Here is an 18,074-nt window from a genome sequence, read left to right on the forward strand (position 1 = left end):
GAGAGAGTCAGTTACAGAGATGCCACCGAACGTTCTGATGCTTGGCTGGGGGTTCCCACCCAACATCACCGGCGGGCTTGATACCGCTATCGGGGAGCTGTTCGAACAGCTCGAACCGAGAGACGACATCGAGTTCGAACTGGTGTTGCCCGCGGAGTACGCGCCGCCGGACCGCGACGGCATCCACGGCGTCTCGACGGGCAGCGGTGACATCATCACCCGTATTGGCCGGCTAGCTGGGGAGTTCGCCGACAAAGCGGCCGACGCCGACATCATCCACACGAACGACTGGTTCGGCTACAACCCCGGCTCGCGGGCCAAATCGTCCCACGATGTGGAGTGGATTTCGACCTTCCACTCGCTATCGGCGGACCGCAACGTGACGCCACCACAGCGTGAGGTCGAAACAGAGCAGCGGGTCGCCAACCGCTCGGACCACGTCGTCGCGGTGAGCAAGTTCACACAGCGGCGGATTCGCGAGCAGTACGACGCCGACTCGACGGTCATCTACAACGGGTTCTCGTCGGTGGAGCCGACGGGTCGGGATATCAAAGCGGAGCTCGGTATCGACGGGAAAATGCTGTTTTTCGTCGGTCGACACACCGACCAGAAGGGGCTGTCGTACCTGCTGTACGCGCTCTCGAAGCTCGGTCAGGACGACGTGAGCCTTGTACTCGGCGGCTCAGGCCACCTCACCGAACAGCTCGAACGGTTCGCGGAGCTACTGGGCGTCGAGGACCGGGTCTACTTCCCGGGGTATCTCCCTCAGTCGGAACTTGGGGACTACTACAACAGCGCCGACCTGTTCGTCTCGCCGTCGCTTGCGGAACCGTTCGGCATCACCATCGTCGAAGCACTGTCGGTCGGGACGCGCGTCGTCGCCTGCGAGAGCGGGGCGGCGGAACTCCTCAACGAGGACTGTGTCATTGAGGTCGAGCCCGATTCGGACTCCATCGCCGAGGGAATCGAGCACGCGCTATCGCTGTCGACGCCGATCGAGTACGACGTTCGAACCTGGGGCGAAGTCGCTGACGAGCACGTCGCGTTCTACCACGAGGTTCTGAACGAAGCCTGACGACGACCGAACGCTTACCGGAGGAAGCGAACGTCAGTGACCGGCTCCGGGTGAACGATTAGGTAGCCGTCGGCAGTCGGCTCCAGCCCTGTCACGGACGTCGTATCCGTTTGCGTCCGATAGGGGCTGTCAGCGGTCCCGTCAGCCGACTGGTAGGGGCTGTCGTACGGTGTCTGTCTGTCTTCCGGCGGGCGGTCGAAATCCTCCGGTGGCAGGTATATTTTCTCGCCCGATTTCGAGCGGACCACGACGGCCGTGTCGCGGTCGCCCGAAACATCGATTCTGGTCCGGCCGTCGTCGATTGTCATCTCGAACGTGACTGGCTCCGTTTCTGGTTGTGCCATGTTGTCAAGTAGCTTGCGTACGGCGAGTAAACGGCGCTGTGTCACTTAGTCCTTCGCCAGCGGTGTGGTGGCTGGCGGCGAATCGTGTCGCGTCCTGCACTCGAACGGTGGCCCCATCGCCGCGAGCCATCAGCGGTTGATGATGAGCGACCCGGACATGTTGTACCCCTCGACGTGGACGTTCTCGCCGAGAATCGTTTCGTCGATATCACAGTCGTGGACCTCGGCGTCCGGGAAGACGATGGACCGGTCGAGGCTGCTGTCGGTCACTTCCGCCCCAGCCATCACATGGACGGTGTCACCGATCTCGGAGTTCTCGACGGTCGCGTCGGGGTGGATGAGCGACCCGCCGTCGAGTTTCCACTCGACCGTTTCGAAATACGAGTCGGGCGTTCCGATGTCGAACCAGACGTCGTCGAACGTGAACGCGGACACCGGCTCCTGCTGTTGCAGCCAGTCGATGTACCAGCCCGGTTCGTCGGGGTTGTTGTCGCCCGAGAGGTACTCCTCAAAGCGGAGCGAGTCGGCCGGGAAGGCGTAACAGGCAATCGAGACGAGCGTGCTCTTGGGGTTGTCGGGCTTCTCCTGGAAGTCGACGACGCGCTCGCCGTCGAGTTCGACGAGCCCGTAGGACTTGGCTTTCTCCCGTGAGCCCACGTCGTAGGCGGCGAGTGCCGGCCCGTCGCGCTCCTCGAAGAAATCCAGAAACTCCGAGGGGTCGAAGCCGATGAGGTTGTCGCCGCCGATGACAAACAGGTCGTCGTCGATGCCCTCGCGGTCGATCAGTTGCGCGAGCGCGCCGACGACGCCGAACTTCTCGTCTTCGTCAGCCGTACTCTCGACGGAGAGTTGGACTTTTTCATAGCCCATCTCGTCGATGTGGGCCTCAAACTCGTCGGCGAAGGCCTCGTTCGTGCTGAGGTACGTCGTCCCGATCCGGTCGTCGTCTTCCAGTGACTGGAGAACGCCGTCGATGACGGTCGTTTCGCCGACCGGGAGGAGCATCTTTGGCCGACGCCGAGTGATAGGCCACAGCCGTGTCGCGTAGCCGCCAGCTAGAACTATCGCGTCCATATCCCACAGTCAGACCCGAATTATAAAGTGGTAACTAATTGTCGGCGGCTCTAGAGGTTGAGCTGCCAGACAGTTGTCCCGGCAGTGACGAGATCTTCGTCGTCCGCGGCGGCAACGATTACCTGATTCTCACCGGGGTCGACGTCGACGGCGACTTCGAATTCACGGTCATCGACGGGGATGTACGTGATGTCGGCAGGCGTCTTGACAACGACACAGACACCGGTCGTCTCGCCGGAGACGACCAGTTCGTTCCCGCGGAACTGCGTGTCGACGCGGAGCGCGGGGCTGCGGTCGGGCGTGTGGGCCCGCCGCTCCCGGTAGCGGTCGTCGACGAACGCGGGCGTTTCGACTGGCTCGCCGGCGCTGATTCCGTGAGCCAGCCGCACGTACTGGGCCATCGACCACGCCAGCGGCGTCGCCGAGCCGGTTCCTTCGGCGAACTCCCAGTCGTACTCGGTCGCGTGGCCCCGGTCCCAGATCTGTTCGGCGATCATCCGTCCCGAGTTCGCCACGTCCTGCATCATCTGGAGGGCGTTCTCCGGCGGGATGTCCGGGTCGTCACGGTGGAGTTCGTACTCGGCGCGCTCGCCGGTGAGCAGCGGCCAGAGGCGGCCCTTCCCTTTGTGTTCGACCGTCCACGGCGCGCCCTGGTCGTCCCGGCCGCGTTCGCCGTAGCCGTCGCCGTTGTACCGGTAGAACCCGGGTGCGTACTCCGTGTCGACGCTGATCGTGTCGTCGACTTCGACGAGCGAGTTCCGGATAGTTTCGTCGTCGTCGGGCTTGATGCCCAGCCGGACAAGTTCGAGGAAGCCGCCGTCGATGATGTTGCGTTCGTCAAGCGTCGGGCCGTCGTTGGCGAGTGTCCGGAGGTGCCCCATCTCGGGGTTCCCATCGAGCGTGACCCGCGCGTAGTAGGGCGTGTTGGTGTGGCGCTCGGTCCCGGTCTCGGTCGCGGTCCAGGCCTCGACGTTGTTCGCCCACTGGTCGGCCAGCGACAGCCAGACAAGCGCGTCGGCCTCGTGGCCGGTGTCGAGTGCGAGCTTCGCCGCACACGCGAGCCCCGCGATTTCGGCCGCAATCGAGGACGGCGAGAAGCCGGCCTCCTCTTCCCAGCGCTCCTGTGCGGTCTCGGGACCGTGGCGGACGACGTACTCGGCCGACCGCCGGACGTTCTCGTAGCTGTACTCGACATCCTCGAAGTCGACGCCGCTCTCGGCGAGGCGATAGGCCATCACCTGCGGGAACGAGATGTTGTCCATCTGCTCGCCGCCCCAGCGGGTCGTCCCGTTGACGTAGGTGTTCTGCGGGATGAAGCCGGCGTCGTCCTGCTGGTACTCGTAGATGTACTCCAGTTGGTCCGTTGCGATGTCCAGCGACCCGATGGCGTCGAACACGCTAAACACCTGATACAGGTCACGCGACCAGACGAAGTTGTAGCCGTAGCCCTTTGGCTCCTCGGCGTGGACGGCTTCGCCCCACGGCACGGACGGCGAGGCAATAGACGCCCCGTGGTAGGTCTTGTCCTCCACAGCTAGAAGTGTCATCAGCGCTGTTCTGTACTGGTTCGCCAGCGCTTCGTCGTCAGCAACCGAGTCCGGGAGCTGCTTGTCCGAAAGGAAGTCGCCCCAGCTGTCAGCGTACTCGGCACTGACCGTCTCGTAGCCGCGGTCAAGCGCACCGTCGGCTTCGCCCAGCGCGGCGGCGGTGTCAGCCTGTCGCGCGAAGCCGAGCGCGACCGTGTCCCTGACTCTGGTTCCCGAATCCAGCCGACCGATGAGGACGAGGTTCGTCCCGTCGATGGATTCGACCGGGTCCGGGAGGTCGCCGTCGGAGTACAGCCCATCGAGGCGGTCGCTACCGGCCGCGCCAACGGTGGCCCAGTCGAAGCGCCCGGCCGCGGCCATCGCCACGGCGATAGAGTAGGCGTCGCCGTTCTCGTCGACGAGCAGGTCGTTGTCGGTCTGGTCGGTGTAGGCGCGGGGGTTCCGACCGACGAGGTGGTAGCTCCCGGGCTGGCCGTATCTGATAGCGCGGTCCTCGGTAATCGTGCTGGTGAGCGCGATGTCGGCGACGGAGAACACGTCGTAGGATTTGTCGTCCGCTGAGCTGAACGACACATCGGCGACGATGGCGTCGTGTTCGGGGTCAGTCGCGTAGTCGACGGTGAGCGTCCACTCGTGACCCTGGCCGTCGCCGGTCTCGGTGAAAACGTGGCGGTAGAGCAGCGCCTCGTCGTCGACCGGCTCGACACGTCGCCTGACACTGTCGTCGGTCCGTCGGTTCTCGCGGTGGGTCCGGACGGCATAATCCGTCTCGTCCGTACACCGGACCAGGAAATCCAGCGTCCGCAGATTCATCATGTCGACTTGCGGATAGCGGGCCTCCGTCAGCGCGCCCTCGGTGAGCGTGAACCAGACGCGCGAGGGGTCCTGCTCGTCGTGGTCGGCGACGGTGCCGATGCCGTACTTCTCTCCGGTCGTCCACGTCGGACGCTCGCTCGGCCCCTCGGTTCCGGCAGACGTCGTCGGGAGCGCGTTTAGCTCACCCAGCCGGGCCGTCGCGTGGAGCCGCAGCGCGTGGGACCAGCCAAGCGGCGTCGCGCTGTCGAGAGCGCCGTCGTCGAAGGCCTGTTCGGCGAGGTAGCCGGCGTCGGTCGTGAGCGGTCCGTCCTCCTCGAGCAGCTCGTACAGGTCGCTCGCACGGTCGAGGTAGGCGTCGCCGCGCTCGTCGCGGTCGTTCAGCATATCGCCGACGCGAGCGGCGGCGAGTGCTCCCATCGCCGTCGTGACGGTCCAGACCTTCTCGCTGTCCTGATGGCCGGTCCGCCAGCGGTCACCCTCGTAGCGGGCCAGTCCCGCGACCCGGCTCTCGGTGGGGTTCCGGAAGAGCGTGTCGAGCGTCGTGCTCACATGGTCGGCCAGACGTGTGAGGTGCTGGTCAGAGAGCGCCGTCCGCTCGACGCTGTCGTACTCCTGGAGCGCGTCCGCGAGGTGGAGCCCTGCAGCGTCGATGCGGTGGTCCGGCGTTCCGTTTGTCAGCCCCATCACATACACGCCCAGATCACTGTCCCAGAGCGTATCCAGCCCGTCTAGCAACCGGTCGGCTGCCGCCAGACTCTGCTCACAGACCGATTCGGGCATCGGGGCACGGCCCACCGCAGCGAAGGCCTCGATGAACGTCGCAGTAGTGTGCGTGAACTGTCCAATTGAGTCCTCCCAGACGTTCTGACACGGCTCGGGCAGGTCGTTGGCCGCGATGTCTTCGATGAGCGTATCGACGGCTGTCTGGATAGTTTCCCGAACCATCGCCGTCAGTTCGGCGTCCATCTTGCTGCGGTGTGTTCGCAACAGTGTCGCGAGGAAGGCGGTGACGGTCGCAGTCTGGTCGGCCTGATACTCCGGCGATTCGGCGTTGTGCTCGACTCTGGCGTTGGCCCAGCCCGGCGCGATAGCCCCGGTGTCGGCCCAGACGCGGTGGGGCCACCGCCCGTCGGAAAGCTGGCTGTCACAGAGGAACGCGGCGCTCTCGGTCAACATCTCTACGGTATCGATATCAAGTCGGTCGCCGGCTTCGAGCAGATGCCGGGAGACCGAGGCGTCATCGCGGAACCAGACGTACCCGTAGCCGCCGGAGTTCGAGTAGAACGGGTCGAACTCCGGGGCAGCGATGCGGCCGCCGGTCGGCGAGGACAGCAAGTCGAGCACCCGCAGGTCCATCCGTATCAAGTCCGAGCGTGGCATGGATTCGGCCACGTCGATGCGCGTTCGCTCCCGTCCAGCCTGCCGAAGGTCGTCAGACGTCGTATGCTCCGTCACGCAGTCAGCGAGATCGAGCAGTGCCGTCTCCCGGTCGACCTCGTCGTGGTTCGAGAGCTGACTGACGAGCGTCGTGTCCTTGCTGCGCCCGGACCGGTCAAGCGGCGCAGTCACGAGGAAGTCGCCGGTGAGTCGGGTCTGGTCGCGTCGCTCGACCGGCTCCGACCGCGGGAACTCGATCGGGCTGTCCTCGAGTATCTCGGCGAGGCGTTCCGGTCGCTGTCCGGCGACGGCGTCCAGCCCGGTCGACGAGGCGAGGTAATCGTGTTCTCGCCGGTGGTACACTTCAAGCACCCGCGAGTTGTCGGGTCCGGCGTCCTCGTGAATCAGCGAGCCGACGCCGCTGTCGCTACTGTCGGGGGCCAGTGTGACGAACGCTACGAGTTTGGCGTTCTGAGGCACAGCCCCGCGCATCGCGACGTGTGTGACGTGTGCCCGCCCCAGCGTCAGGTCGTACTGGTGGACCGTGAACGACCCTGCGTCGTATTCGGTCTCGACGAGCCGCGTCTCGCGGTAGTAGTGCTGTCTGATCGTCTCCAGGTCACTGAACCACCGTGTTTCGTCCCCAAGCATAACCCCGAGTCGGGAGCGGTCGATACCGGAAAGCCCGGAGAGCGAATCGGAGTAGTCCTTCAGCGTGCCGTCTTCGCCGACGTGTACGAGTCGGTCACCGTGCCCGGAGAAAGAGCCTGAAACAGTCCTGCGCTCCTCTGGAAAGCGCTCATGACGAGTCCGTTTGTATTCGTTGAGCGCTGTCGAAAGCCGCATACACATCAAAGCAGACCAATCTCTATAAACTCCTGTGGTTCGGACAAATTAGTGATACTTCGAAGGGCGTGGCTGCATATCGCCGAAGAGCGAAGCTGGTACTGCTGAACGGACCCACCAGCGCGGACTACTGGCTCAGGTCACTCTCGTCAGCCGGAAACACGCTCACACTATCGACGGTCACGGTCGCGCCTCCGTCACCAGCAGCCCCACGGTGCTCCCCGGAGACGAGGTCGGTATCGTCAGTCCCGGCCGGGAGCCTGACCGTCGTCGGCTCGCTGCCGAAGTTGAGTACTACGACGGCCGCGTCCTCGTCAGTCGCCCGTGCGTACGCGACGACACGGTCGGACGGGCCGTCCCGGACCTCGTACGGGATTCGGACGAGGTCCGCATCCGCCGACAACGCCGGCTGGTCGTGTCTGGTTGCCGAAAGGTCGCTGACGAACGACTGGAGCGCCTTGTCAGCGTGGTCCCACGCGAGGTCGTCGCGCCGGCCGCGCTGGCCGAACTCCTGCCCGGCGTACAGCAACGGCGCGCCCGGGAGCGTGAACAGCGCCCCCGCGGCGGCCTCGGCGGCGTCCCGCCCGTAGTCGACGATGTACCGCGTCTCGTCGTGGTTCTCCGCGTACAGCATGAACGACGCGTGCTCCGGGAAGCCGATCTCCGCCCGCCCCTCGATGGCACTGAGGACGGCTTCAGCATCGCCGCCGTCCCCGACCTGCCGGAGCGCGGCGTAGGTCGTCGAGTCGAAGTGCATGTCAAACAGCCCGGCCTGAAAGTCGGGGATGTACGGGATGGTCTCGTCCAGTAGCAAGAACTCGCTGTCGCGGTCCTTGCAGTAATCGTGGATCTCACGCCAGAAGCCGTTCGGGACGGCCCAGGCCATATCACAGCGGAACCCGTCGACCAGTTCGGCCCACTGGGCGACCGCATCGAGCAGGTGTCGGCGGACCGGCAGGTGGTCGAAATTGAAGTTCGCGATGTGTTCCCACTCGAAGTACGTCTCCGGTTCGGTGTCACTTCGCCACTCGTACCACTCCCGGTAGTCGGCGTCCGGTCCTTCCACGGCGGACTCGAAGTAGGGGTGGGTCCGCGCCGAGTGGTTACACACAAGGTCGAACAGGACCTTGAACCCGCGGTCGTGGGCCGCCTCAATGAACCGCTCGTAATCCGCGCGGGTGCCCAGATCCGACGCGATTTCGAAGAAGTCAGTGATGTTGTAACCGTGGGGCGCGTGGTCGTTCTGTAACACCGGCGTGAGCCAGATGGCGTCGACGCCGAGCGAGTCGAGGTAGTCCAGCCGGTCGATGATCGCGTCGAAAGGCGAGGCGTCGCTCTCGCCGGCGAACGTGCGGACGTAGATCTCGTAGATGACAGCGTCCTCAGCCCAGGCCGGCGCGTCGTACGGTCGACTGGCAGCGACCCCGTCGCCGCTCGTCACGGTCTCGATGCCGCCCCCGTCGCGGCTAAACTCGACGGCGTCGGGCACGCTGTAGCCGTGGTCTCCGATGGCAACGGCGTGGATGCGAGCGCGGTCCGGAAGCGCGTCCAGCGGAATCCGGAGGGCCGTTCCATCGCGGGTCACCGCGTCGGCGTCGATGTCGTCACGGTCATCCAGCAGGAACTCGACGGTGAGGTCGCCGGCCGTCTCGGTCCCCTCCGGGTGGGGGCTGCAGTCCGCTCGAACGACGGCTTCGTCGCCCTCGATCTCCGGTCGCAACGTCAGGCGGGGCTGCCCGCCGCCACCGTCTTCGTCGCCGCTGTCCCTTGCCGAGGTGTACTCGCCGCTCCCGCTGTGACCTGAGCCACTTCGACCGCTGGAGACGCCGCTATGACCGCCAGAGCGGCCGGACGTGTGTGTGCCACTCGGCTGGAGTCTCCCTGGAAACGCGCGCACGGTGAGGTCGTGTTCGCCGTCGGGTGCAGTGAGTCGGATGACGTATCTGCCCGGCGCGTCGGGGACGAGGTGCTCGACCGGGTCGTCGCCGAGCGATACCGTTGATTCCTTTGGTGCCTGCGTCAGTCGCCACGTGTAGGTCGCCGACGGGTCCGGGTCGCGGGGCGCGAGTTCGACCTCGTCACCCGTCGCCACGAACCGCGGCGGTCCAGGATGGTGCATAGGTTCACTGCGATTGACAGTGTCTTTGTACTTGGGGTAGCCGCGAGCGTCCCGCCGCCGGCAGCACCGCTTTCTGACTACGGCGTGTACCACCTTTGTGCCCGACTACCGACGCGATGCCGGGTTTGCGCTGCTCTGTGGACTGGTGCTCGTCGCGTATCTGCGCCGGGCCGGCGCACTCGACATGCTCTGGGCCGAATCCGCCGTCGCTGTCGGGGTAATCGGCGCACTAGGTGTCGAAGCGCTGTTTGTGCTCGACACACCTGTGGCGTCGCTGTGGGAGCGCCGCGGCGTGCGGACGGCTTCGGCTGTCGCGCTTCTGGGTGTTGCTGGCGGGTTCGCAGTCCTTCTGGGACCAATCGTCGTCGCTGCGGCGTGCTGGGGGCTCACAACGTACTTCGGTATCCTCGCCGTGAGTCTGTGGTACCCATAATCGTTCGCTCCTCACAAGGACAGTCCAGTCACAACACCAGCCGGTGGTCTTCCAGCAACTCTGTTTAGGACTCTGGGTAGCGACAAATGACACCGATGCGTGTTGATAGATAGATATATCTGGCAGATATGCATCTCATTTCAGCGCTCAAAATCTTTACTCGAGTTTTATAGCCAATTTACAGTCTGAGTCTATTTCTGTACCCATATTACACCTATAAAAGTCTATTTTTAGCTATCTGGTCTTATCTGGTAAATTTCTCTCCACAAAATAGGCTGTAAGACACTATTCAGGGCTACAATAGTCAGAATCTGAGGTTGTATGGATATATCTGGAGCGGAGTGTCCTTCTCTGATGCAGTCCGACCTGTCCACCACGGGACGGGGACTCGGCTGTTGAATAACAGCTGTACGAGTATTAGATTCGACCGGTATCGGCCAGGTGTCGGCAACGGAACTCGGTTGACCTGACGATAGACAGAGTGGTTACTCGTGGGCCAGATTGACCTCAATGACGTTAGCAGCCTGTTGTACCGTGTCGATGAGTTGTGCCTTGCGGCCCGGCGATTGCAACCGGTTGATGGGCGCGGTGATGCTGATGGCGGCCTCGCGGCGGTCACCGGTATCGATAGGAACCCCGACACACCCGGTGCCGTCAACCCGCTCCTCGGTGTCGTCGGCGACGCCGCGTTCTCGGATCGTCTCCAGTTCCGCGAACAGCGTCTCGCGGTCTGTGATAGTGTTGTCCGTCTCGGCCGGCAGCCCGCGAGTTTCGATGATTTCTGCGACCCGCTCGTCATCGAAACTCGACAGGAGCGCTTTGCCGATGGCGGTCTTATGGAGGTGGATGCGCTTCCCGAGGCGCGTATCGAGCGCGACTGCCTGGTCGCCGCTGGTCGTGTGGATGTAGATGCCGTAGCCCTGCTCTTCGATCATCAGGTTCGCCAGTTCGCCGGTCTCGACGGCCATCCGTCTGACCTCGGGCTTTGCGACTTCGTAGATTCCGTCATAGCGCTGTGCCATGCCGCCGAACTCCAGCCACCGGAGCCCGATTCGGTACTCGCCGTCCCGTTCGACGACAAGTCCTTCGTCTTCCAGCGTCACCAGGTGTTTATATATCGTGCTCTTGGCCGGCTCCAGCGAGTCAGCGAGTTCGACCAGCGTCGCACTCCCACCGAGGTCTTTGATACCCGAGAGTACCGCCAGCGAAGTCTGCGTCGCCCGGACCGAGTCCGTTTTTGCCCGTGTCATTAGTCATTAGTTCTGCCGCCGCTCGAATAAAATTGCCGTATCGACTGTGACAACCGCTCTGCGGTAGCTTCCGGGGCGACACGTACGGCAAAGTGTGCGTCATCGAGCTTTTCGACCGGCACAGGTATTCGAAAAGACGAAACGGAAAATCGGGTCACTGGCGCGAAACCACCGGTTGAAGTCGCCGGGGGCTCCCTAATGTGGCGACCGGACGGCCACGAGATACCGAGAGACCAGTGTACGCCGTTGACCGTTGTGTCGTCCGAACGGAGAAGTAATGAAAGGTAACATAGAATATGTATTTCGTATTTTCGAATCTACTGAGAGACGGTGGAGCGACCGCTCTCGTTGATGATTCGGTCGATGGTGGACGGTAGATTTAAGCGGCTCCGTTGGGTTTTTTGAGATGAGTTATGAGTGTGACGCGACACTACGACCGCGAGTTCGTCAGAACGTTCTTTACCTCGCCGACAGCGGTGGACGGTGAGGAGGATTCCGCGAAGATGCTGCGAAGCGCCGGCCAGCTCCGCGGCCTGCAGGCCCCGGATGTCTGGGTCCCGGATAACGAGGACGCGACGGCACCGAATATGCGCGCCGAGGGTGTCGAGAACATCATCGACGTCGTCGCCAACCAGGGCGCTGAGTTCCCCGGTGAGATCCACCCGCGCGTCGTCTGGCACCGCGAGTCCCCGGCGACCCGCTACAAAGGCTTCCAGCAGATGCTGGAGATCACGGACCCTGAGAACGGCGCGGTCGAACACATCGACGGCTTCGTCATTCCGGAAGTCGGCGACATCGACGACTGGAAGAAGGCCGACGAGTTCTTCACCATCATCGAGCACGAGCACGGGCTCGAAGAGGGTAGCCTCTCCATGTCGGTCATCGTCGAGAGCGGCGAGGCCGAACTGGCGATGGGCGACCTGCGCGAGGAGATGGGCAAGCCCTCGAACAACCTCGAACGTATGTTCCTGCTCGTCGACGGCGAGGTCGACTACACGAAGGATATGCGCGCGATGACGCCTACCGGCGAACTCCCGCCGTGGCCGGAACTGCGCCACAACACCTCCCGCGGTGCCAGCGCCGCCGGCCTTATCGCCGTCGACGGCCCCTACGACGATATCCGCGACGTCGAGGGGTACCGCGAGCGGATGAAGGACAACCGCGCGAAGGGGATGACTGGCATCTGGTCGCTGACGCCGGGGCAAGTCGTGGAGGCGAACACTGCTCCGCTCCCGCCGAAGACTGGGAGCTGGCTCCTCGAAGCCGGCGGTCAGGAGGTCGAACTCGAGGCACAGGACGGCAAGCAGGTGTACGACGGCGACGACCTCTCGCTTGAGGAGGTCAGCGACGGCGGCTATGTTCTGCAGGCGGGCGGTGACCGGCTGGAACTGGACGAGGACGAACTCACCGAGGAACTGCTCGACCGCACCGCGTACATCCCCAGCATGACCGACATCGTCGACTCGATGGAGGAATTCGAGGCCGCGAAGGAGGCCGGCAAGGGAGCCATCGCGATGACTCAGGCCGCCACGCTGGTCATCAACGGCGTCGAAGTCGACATCAGCAAGGACCGGATGTGGGACGAAGCGACCTATCAGGCCGCCCAGACGCCAATTACGCTGTTCCAGGACGTGTACGAGCACCGGCCGGACCAGCACGAGGAACTGGCGGAGATGTACGGCGCTGACATCGTCGAACGCGCCACGGCCGTCGGGAACTGACGGATACGTACCGTTTCGTCACTCGAAACGCCGTGGGCGCGATTCAGTCTTCCAGCGGTTCGATGAGTTCGACGTGGTGACCGTCGGGGTCCGCGACGAAGGCCGTGTACGCGCCGGCCTCCGGCTGTGGGCCGGGCTCTTTGACGACGCCGTGGTGGTCGATGCGGTCGACCGTTGCGTCGACGTCGTCCACGCCGAGAGCGAGATGGTCCCAGCCGGACCCCATCTCGAAGCTCGTCTCCCCGTCCGTTTCTGCCAGTTGCAGTTCGACGCCGCTGTCGTCGGCCACGTAGTAGTTCGTCGTCTCGCCGTCGGGCGTGGTGAACTGCCAGGACTCCTCGAAGCCGAACTGCTCGTAGAACGCGATCGATGCTGTGGCGTCGGCCACGTTCAGGCACATATGAAGGATGCTTGCATTGCCCATACATCGCTTCCAGTGCCCTGCGTCAAATAGCTGGCGGGCTACGTAAAGCGAATTGTGACCGCATGCCACAGACTTTAATGATTATTACTCCTGAATGCTCGTATGGCGATCGAAAATGTCGAGGACATCTGGTCAGCACAGGAACTGGACCTGAATCGACCGGATGTCGACGCGTATCGGGATCTAGCGGAAGCGCTCCGTGCACGCGTCACAGGTGGGGTTGAGTTCGACGAATACGCCCGGATTCTGTACGCAACGGACGGGAGCATCTACCGTGCCGAACCGGCAGGGGTCGTGTATCCGACGGATATCGACGACGTGCGGGCGGCTGTCGAGGTTGCGACGAGCCACGGCGTTCCGATACTGCCCCGCGGGACCGGGTCGTCGCTCGCCGGGCAGACCGTCGGCCCGGGCTGTGTCGTTCTGGACATGTCCCGGCACATGGACGATATCCTCGATATTCGGCCGGACGAGCAGACGGCGCACATCCAGCCCGGTGTGGTGCAGGACGACTTAGACGACACGCTGGCCAACTACGGTCTCAAGTTCGCGCCGGACCCGGCGTCGTCGAACCGCGCCTCGGTGGGCGGCGGCATCGGAAACAACTCTACCGGCGCACACTCCGTCAGGTACGGCATCACCGATGCCTACACCGATGCAGTGAAAGCTGTCCTCTCTGACGGCTCGCTCATCCACGCCCGGGAGGTCGTTATCGACTCACCGGAGTGGGACGATATCGTGAGCAAGGACGACCGCGAGGCCGACATCTATCAGACGGTCCGCGAAGTCGTCGAGGAGAACGCCAACGAAATCGAGGACCGCTACCCTGACCTCAAGCGCCGGGTGTCTGGCTACAACCTCGACCGCGTTATCTACGAAAACGACGACGGCGAGCGCGTGCTGAACCTCGCGAAGCTGTTTGTCGGGAGCGAGGGGACCCTCGGGGTCATTGTCGAAGCCGAACTTTCGCTGGTGACCGTCCCCGAGGAGACCGCGCTGGCGCTGTACTGCTTTGACACGCTTCCCGATGCGATGCGGGCTGTCCCGGTCGCGCTTGACTACGATGTCAGCGCGGTCGAGTTGATGGACGACGAGATGTTCAGGCTCGCAGCCGGCTCCGACGGCTACGCCGAGTACGTCGACCCGATTCCGGACCGAGCGGCCGCGGCGTTGATGCTCGAATACGACTCGGAATTGCACGATGACTTCGAGGCGGCCATCGCGCGGACCAACGAACGGTTCCTCGATAACGGAGCGGCCTTTGACGTGGTGGAAGCCTACACCGACGCCGACCAGGCTGACCTCTGGAAGCTCCGCAAAGCCGCGATTCCGCTCCTGATGTCCATGGACGGCGACCCCAAACCGTACCCGTTCATCGAGGACGCGACGGTCCCGCCCGCCGAACTGGCCGAGTACGTCGAGAAGTTCGAGGAGGTGCTGGCCGACCACGACACCTCGGCCGCGTACTTCGCCCACGCCGGCTCCGGAACACTCCACATCCGCCCGATTCTCAACCTGAAGGAGGAATCCGGTATCGAAGACATGCACTCCATCACCGACGACGTGACCGACCTCGTGCTCGAACACAATGGGTCGTTCTCCGGTGAGCACGGCGACGGGATGGCCCGAACGGAGTTCACGCCCAAGATGTACGGCGAGACGCTCTGGGATGCGTTCAAACAGGTCAAGACGGCCTTCGATCCGCAGTGGTGGATGCACCCGGGCAACGTCGTCTACCGCGACGGGCCGGCGGATATCGGCCCTGATGCCGACCGAGGGGTCGGTGCGGACATGCGCGAGAACCTCCGGTACGGGCCCGACTACCAGTCTCTGGAGCCACAGACGACGCTGGACTTCGAGGACGAAGGCGGCTTCTCGGAGCTCGTCGAACTGTGTAACGGCTGTGGGACCTGCCGCCAGACCGACGGAGACGTGATGTGTCCGACATACCGCGCCTCGGAGGAGGAGGTCCAGACGACGCGGGGCCGCGCGAACCTCCTCCGGTCGGCTATTAGTGGCGACCTAGACGAAGACGAGATTCACTCCGACCGCTTCCAGGAGGAAGTGCTCGACCTCTGTGTCGGCTGCAAGGGCTGCAAGAGCGACTGCCCGACCGGCGTCGATATGGCGAAACTCAAGACCGAGCTGAAACACCAGCACCACGAAGCGGAGGGGGCCAGCCTCCGGGAACGCCTGTTTGCTAACATCGACACTGCCTCGAAGCTCGGGTCGGCGCTGGCACCGATTTCGAACTGGGCGACAGACATTCCGGGCGCGCGGGCCGTTATGCAGAAACTGTTCGGCATCGCGCCGGAGCGCGAACTCCCCACCTTCAGCCGGGAGACACTCCAAGACTGGTTCGATGCACGCGGTGGCTCGACTGTCTCGCGGGCCGAAGCCGACCGCAAAGTCCTGCTGTTCCCCGATACGTACACGAACTACTCGTACCCGACGGCCGGCAAGGCCGCCGTCGAAACGCTGGAAGCCGCAGGCGTCCACGTCACCATTCCGGACAACACCGCGCCGTCCGGACGAGCGGCGTACTCCACCGGAATGCTGGACGTGGCCCGCGACCGAGCCGAGACGAACACGGACCGGCTGGCGGACCGCGTCACAGAGGGGTGGGACATCGTCTTCGTCGAGCCCTCCGACGCCGTGATGTTCCAGGACGAATATCTGGACTTACTCGACGGGTCGGCAGTGTCGCAGGTGGCCGACAGCGCCTACGGCGTACTGGAATACCTCGACACGTTCCGACTCGACGACGCGCTGCCGGTCGAGGACCGCTCACTGGGAGCTGCCGGCGCGGTCAGCTACCACGGCCACTGTAACCAGAAGGGGACCAACAAGGACCACCACGCCGTCGGCGTCATGCGCCGCGTCGGCTACGAGGTTGACCCGCTGGACTCGACGTGCTGTGGCATGGCCGGAAGCTTCGGCTACCACGACGAGCACTACGACCTCTCGAAAACGATCGGGCGGCTGCTGTTCGACAAGGTCGAAGAAAGCGATGGCGACCGTGTCGTTGCTCCGGGCGGCTCCTGCCGCTCGCAGCTGGGTGACCGCGACGGCGTCGACGAGATTCCGCCCCATCCTATCGAAGTCGTCGCCGAGCGCGTGCCGGAGACGACGACATCATAATCTCGCGGCAACGCGAGAACTCGCTGAGCGCTCTCGGCAACAGGGGTGGACATCGCGATGGCTGGACGCGGAATCTGGACGTTCGTTCCCTGCCGGAAGCCGGCTGGAGCACAACGGCAGCGATAAGCTAAACACCGGATGCACTGCTTGCGCTGTCGCGGGCGGACTCCGATGATATCGCCGGCTGCCGGCTGGAGACGACCGTGTTTTCAGACTGGGTATCTACTGCCAGGCTTACACCAATAGGATATACATCTCTTTTCTCGGGATTTGAAATCTTATTTTGAGCTTTAGCATCTTAACGCTCGCTAATGTATTCAGAAGACAGCTTTTACTGAGATATAGGTTCTATGTGCACACACATAGTATATACAAGTTTGTTATGACACAGTATCGGCGTGGAAATTCAGTATCCATCCCTGCTTTAGCTCTCACACTGGTACGGATTGCAGTCCGGTCTGAGCCACAGCGGAGCACAGCGACACAGCCGGTCAGAGAAACGGATGTACAGTTGTTAGAAATTGTTTCAGCGGCATGACGGGGCCGCCGATACCGATGGGTCACTCCCGGGTAAACGACGCTGTCCCGTCGCTAAACGCAAGCGACTCGAGATCGGTGACTTCGGCGGCGGCTGGCAGCTCATCGACAAGCGGCTCGGAGACGTGGAGCGTCGAGAGGTCCTGTGTGGTCTGTATCCAGACGATGCGGACAGTGTCAGGATCGTAGCCGCCGAGCGCGGACAGCGCCGTCCGGATAGCAAACTCGTCGTCCGGCGCAACGAGGGGGAGCTTCGCCTTCGCCGTCGACCCGCTGGTGAGTGCATTCGCGTACGTCTTCTGCAGGTCCAGCTGGTCGAGGGCAGCCTGTCGGGTGATGTCGGCCAGCCCGATGCCGTTGCCGTTGCCCTTCGTCGCCTCGGTGAGCCCGCGGGCGTACAGCAGCTTGATCGACGGCTCGTCGGGGTCCGGCGCGTTGAGGACGCGGTAGCGGCCGATGACGTTCGTGTCCATTCCCGCGCCGGAGACGTCCTTGCCGAGCTCGTCGACGACGAGCAGGTCGATGTCGTCGACCGGGAGCGTCGCCATCTCGTCGTAGGCCTGTTCCAGCAGCGCTGGCTCACGGTCGGTGAACGAGCCCGCTGGAATCGCCTCGACGTGGGCCGTCTCCTCGTGGAAGTTCTCGACCAGCGCCACGCCGCCGACCAGCGGCAGTGCCGACCCAACAACCGGGAGTGCAGCTTCCAGCGTCTCCACGTACCCCTCCTTGATGGCTGTCGAGTGGAACGCCTTCGCGCCGTGTTGCTTGCCCAGCCCGACGACGGTCATCTTCATCAGACCACTCTCGATGCGGCCGCTGTAGTTGGTATGGGGTTTCACCCGGTTCACGACGACCACGGCATCCGCTTCCTGTGCCGCCGTCGAGACGTGGACCGGAAACTCGGTGTCACCGACAGTAACGGTGTCGACCTGTGCAGTGTCCATCCGGGCGTCGATGGGGGCATCAAGGCGCGACTCCGTGATACCCAGGCTCTCCAGCACTTCGCGCTGGCCCTCGGGCGTTGCCCCGCCGTGGCTCCCCATCGCCGGGACGACGACCGGCTCGAAGCCCCGATCACGGATATCCGCAACGACAGTCTCGACGATGTCGTCGATACGGTGGATGCCGCGGCTGCCGACGGCGACGGCGACAGTCGCACCGGGTTCCAGCCCGTCGAAGTCGAGCCGGTCGAGTTCGGTCCGCGCCGCGGCAGACGGGTCGTCAACGGCGGCTGTCTCTGGCTCGTACTGGACACGAGCGAAGTCCGGAAGCGGTTGTGGGTCAATGAGGGCGTCCACGTCGCCTCGGTCGGGGAAGTTCATATCGGAGGATCAGTGCCGAGCCATACAAAAACCGGGGTCGCCCAGCTC

At 63.7% G+C, this 18,074-nt stretch carries 11 protein-coding genes; 4 read left to right on the forward strand and 7 right to left on the reverse strand.

Translation table 11 applies throughout. The features are described from left to right. Window positions 1-19 precede the first annotated feature (19 nt). Entirely contained in the window at window positions 20-1,075 is a 1,056-nt protein-coding gene (locus RR_RS12710) for a glycosyltransferase family 4 protein (protein ID WP_049938948.1), read from the forward strand. 14 nt (window positions 1,076-1,089) lie between these two features. On the opposite strand, the gene RR_RS12715 is transcribed toward RR_RS12710, so the two are convergent. The 4 genes from RR_RS12715 to malA all read right to left on the reverse strand — a co-directional run bounded on the left by RR_RS12715 (window position 1,090) and on the right by malA (window position 9,198). Beyond that, window positions 1,090-1,419 (reverse strand): DUF7510 family protein, encoded by a 330-nt coding sequence (locus RR_RS12715; protein ID WP_011223949.1) that lies wholly within the window; start codon window positions 1,417-1,419, stop codon window positions 1,090-1,092. A gap of 129 nt (window positions 1,420-1,548) precedes the next feature. Beyond that, the gene (locus RR_RS12720; RefSeq protein WP_011223950.1) at window positions 1,549-2,493 is read right to left on the reverse strand and encodes a sugar phosphate nucleotidyltransferase; all 945 of its coding nucleotides are present in this window, start codon (window positions 2,491-2,493) and stop codon (window positions 1,549-1,551) included. A 50-nt stretch (window positions 2,494-2,543) separates the two neighbouring features. Continuing rightward, window positions 2,544-7,079 carry a glycoside hydrolase family 15 protein gene (locus tag RR_RS12725; protein WP_049938949.1) on the reverse strand — a complete coding sequence of 1,512 codons (4,536 nt, stop codon included), beginning with the start codon at window positions 7,077-7,079 and terminating at the stop codon, window positions 2,544-2,546. Between the two features lie 127 nt (window positions 7,080-7,206). Then, window positions 7,207-9,198 (reverse strand): alpha-amylase MalA, encoded by a 1,992-nt coding sequence (gene malA, locus RR_RS12730; RefSeq protein ID WP_011223952.1) that lies wholly within the window; start codon window positions 9,196-9,198, stop codon window positions 7,207-7,209. 97 nt (window positions 9,199-9,295) lie between these two features. On the opposite strand from malA, the gene RR_RS12735 reads away from it, so the two are divergent. Beyond that, window positions 9,296-9,631: a hypothetical protein gene (locus RR_RS12735; RefSeq protein WP_049938950.1), complete on the forward strand. Its 336-nt coding sequence runs from the start codon at window positions 9,296-9,298 to the stop codon at window positions 9,629-9,631. A 485-nt stretch (window positions 9,632-10,116) separates the two neighbouring features. Here RR_RS12735 and RR_RS12740 read toward each other — a convergent pair whose 3' ends face one another. After that, the gene (locus RR_RS12740; RefSeq protein ID WP_004958206.1) at window positions 10,117-10,881 is read right to left on the reverse strand and encodes an IclR family transcriptional regulator; all 765 of its coding nucleotides are present in this window, start codon (window positions 10,879-10,881) and stop codon (window positions 10,117-10,119) included. A gap of 413 nt (window positions 10,882-11,294) precedes the next feature. On the opposite strand from RR_RS12740, the gene aceB reads away from it, so the two are divergent. Beyond that, entirely contained in the window at window positions 11,295-12,602 is a 1,308-nt protein-coding gene (gene aceB / locus RR_RS12745) for a malate synthase AceB (protein ID WP_011223954.1), read from the forward strand. A 43-nt stretch (window positions 12,603-12,645) separates the two neighbouring features. Here the strand turns inward: aceB and RR_RS12750 are convergent, their stop codons facing one another. Further along, window positions 12,646-13,026 carry a VOC family protein gene (locus RR_RS12750; protein ID WP_011223955.1) on the reverse strand — a complete coding sequence of 127 codons (381 nt, stop codon included), beginning with the start codon at window positions 13,024-13,026 and terminating at the stop codon, window positions 12,646-12,648. Window positions 13,027-13,128: 102 nt separating this feature from the next. On the opposite strand from RR_RS12750, the gene RR_RS12755 reads away from it, so the two are divergent. Further along, window positions 13,129-16,167, forward strand: coding sequence for an FAD-binding and (Fe-S)-binding domain-containing protein (locus RR_RS12755; RefSeq protein WP_011223956.1), 3,039 nt, complete (start codon window positions 13,129-13,131; stop codon window positions 16,165-16,167). A 560-nt stretch (window positions 16,168-16,727) separates the two neighbouring features. On the opposite strand, the gene RR_RS12760 is transcribed toward RR_RS12755, so the two are convergent. Continuing rightward, window positions 16,728-18,026, reverse strand: a complete 1,299-nt coding sequence (locus tag RR_RS12760; protein ID WP_011223957.1) for a DUF362 domain-containing protein — start codon at window positions 18,024-18,026, stop codon at window positions 16,728-16,730. Window positions 18,027-18,074: the final 48 nt, after the last annotated feature.

Origin of the sequence: Haloarcula marismortui ATCC 43049 (assembly GCF_000011085.1) — an archaeon.
Taxonomy (GTDB): domain Archaea; phylum Halobacteriota; class Halobacteria; order Halobacteriales; family Haloarculaceae; genus Haloarcula; species Haloarcula marismortui.

What these genes read in the sequence shown, in the direction of transcription:
- RR_RS12710 (WP_049938948.1), top strand. Translation starts at nt 20, where the DNA reads ATGCCACCGAACGTTCTGATGCTTGGCTGGGGGTTCCCACCCAACATC.
- RR_RS12715 (WP_011223949.1), bottom strand. Translation starts at nt 1,419, where the DNA reads ATGGCACAACCAGAAACGGAGCCAGTCACGTTCGAGATGACAATCGAC.
- RR_RS12720 (WP_011223950.1), bottom strand. Translation starts at nt 2,493, where the DNA reads ATGGACGCGATAGTTCTAGCTGGCGGCTACGCGACACGGCTGTGGCCT.
- RR_RS12725 (WP_049938949.1), bottom strand. Translation starts at nt 7,079, where the DNA reads ATGCGGCTTTCGACAGCGCTCAACGAATACAAACGGACTCGTCATGAG.
- malA (WP_011223952.1), bottom strand. Translation starts at nt 9,198, where the DNA reads ATGCACCATCCTGGACCGCCGCGGTTCGTGGCGACGGGTGACGAGGTC.
- RR_RS12740 (WP_004958206.1), bottom strand. Translation starts at nt 10,881, where the DNA reads ATGACACGGGCAAAAACGGACTCGGTCCGGGCGACGCAGACTTCGCTG.
- aceB (WP_011223954.1), top strand. Translation starts at nt 11,295, where the DNA reads ATGAGTGTGACGCGACACTACGACCGCGAGTTCGTCAGAACGTTCTTT.
- RR_RS12750 (WP_011223955.1), bottom strand. Translation starts at nt 13,026, where the DNA reads ATGGGCAATGCAAGCATCCTTCATATGTGCCTGAACGTGGCCGACGCC.
- RR_RS12755 (WP_011223956.1), top strand. Translation starts at nt 13,129, where the DNA reads ATGGCGATCGAAAATGTCGAGGACATCTGGTCAGCACAGGAACTGGAC.
- RR_RS12760 (WP_011223957.1), bottom strand. Translation starts at nt 18,026, where the DNA reads ATGAACTTCCCCGACCGAGGCGACGTGGACGCCCTCATTGACCCACAA.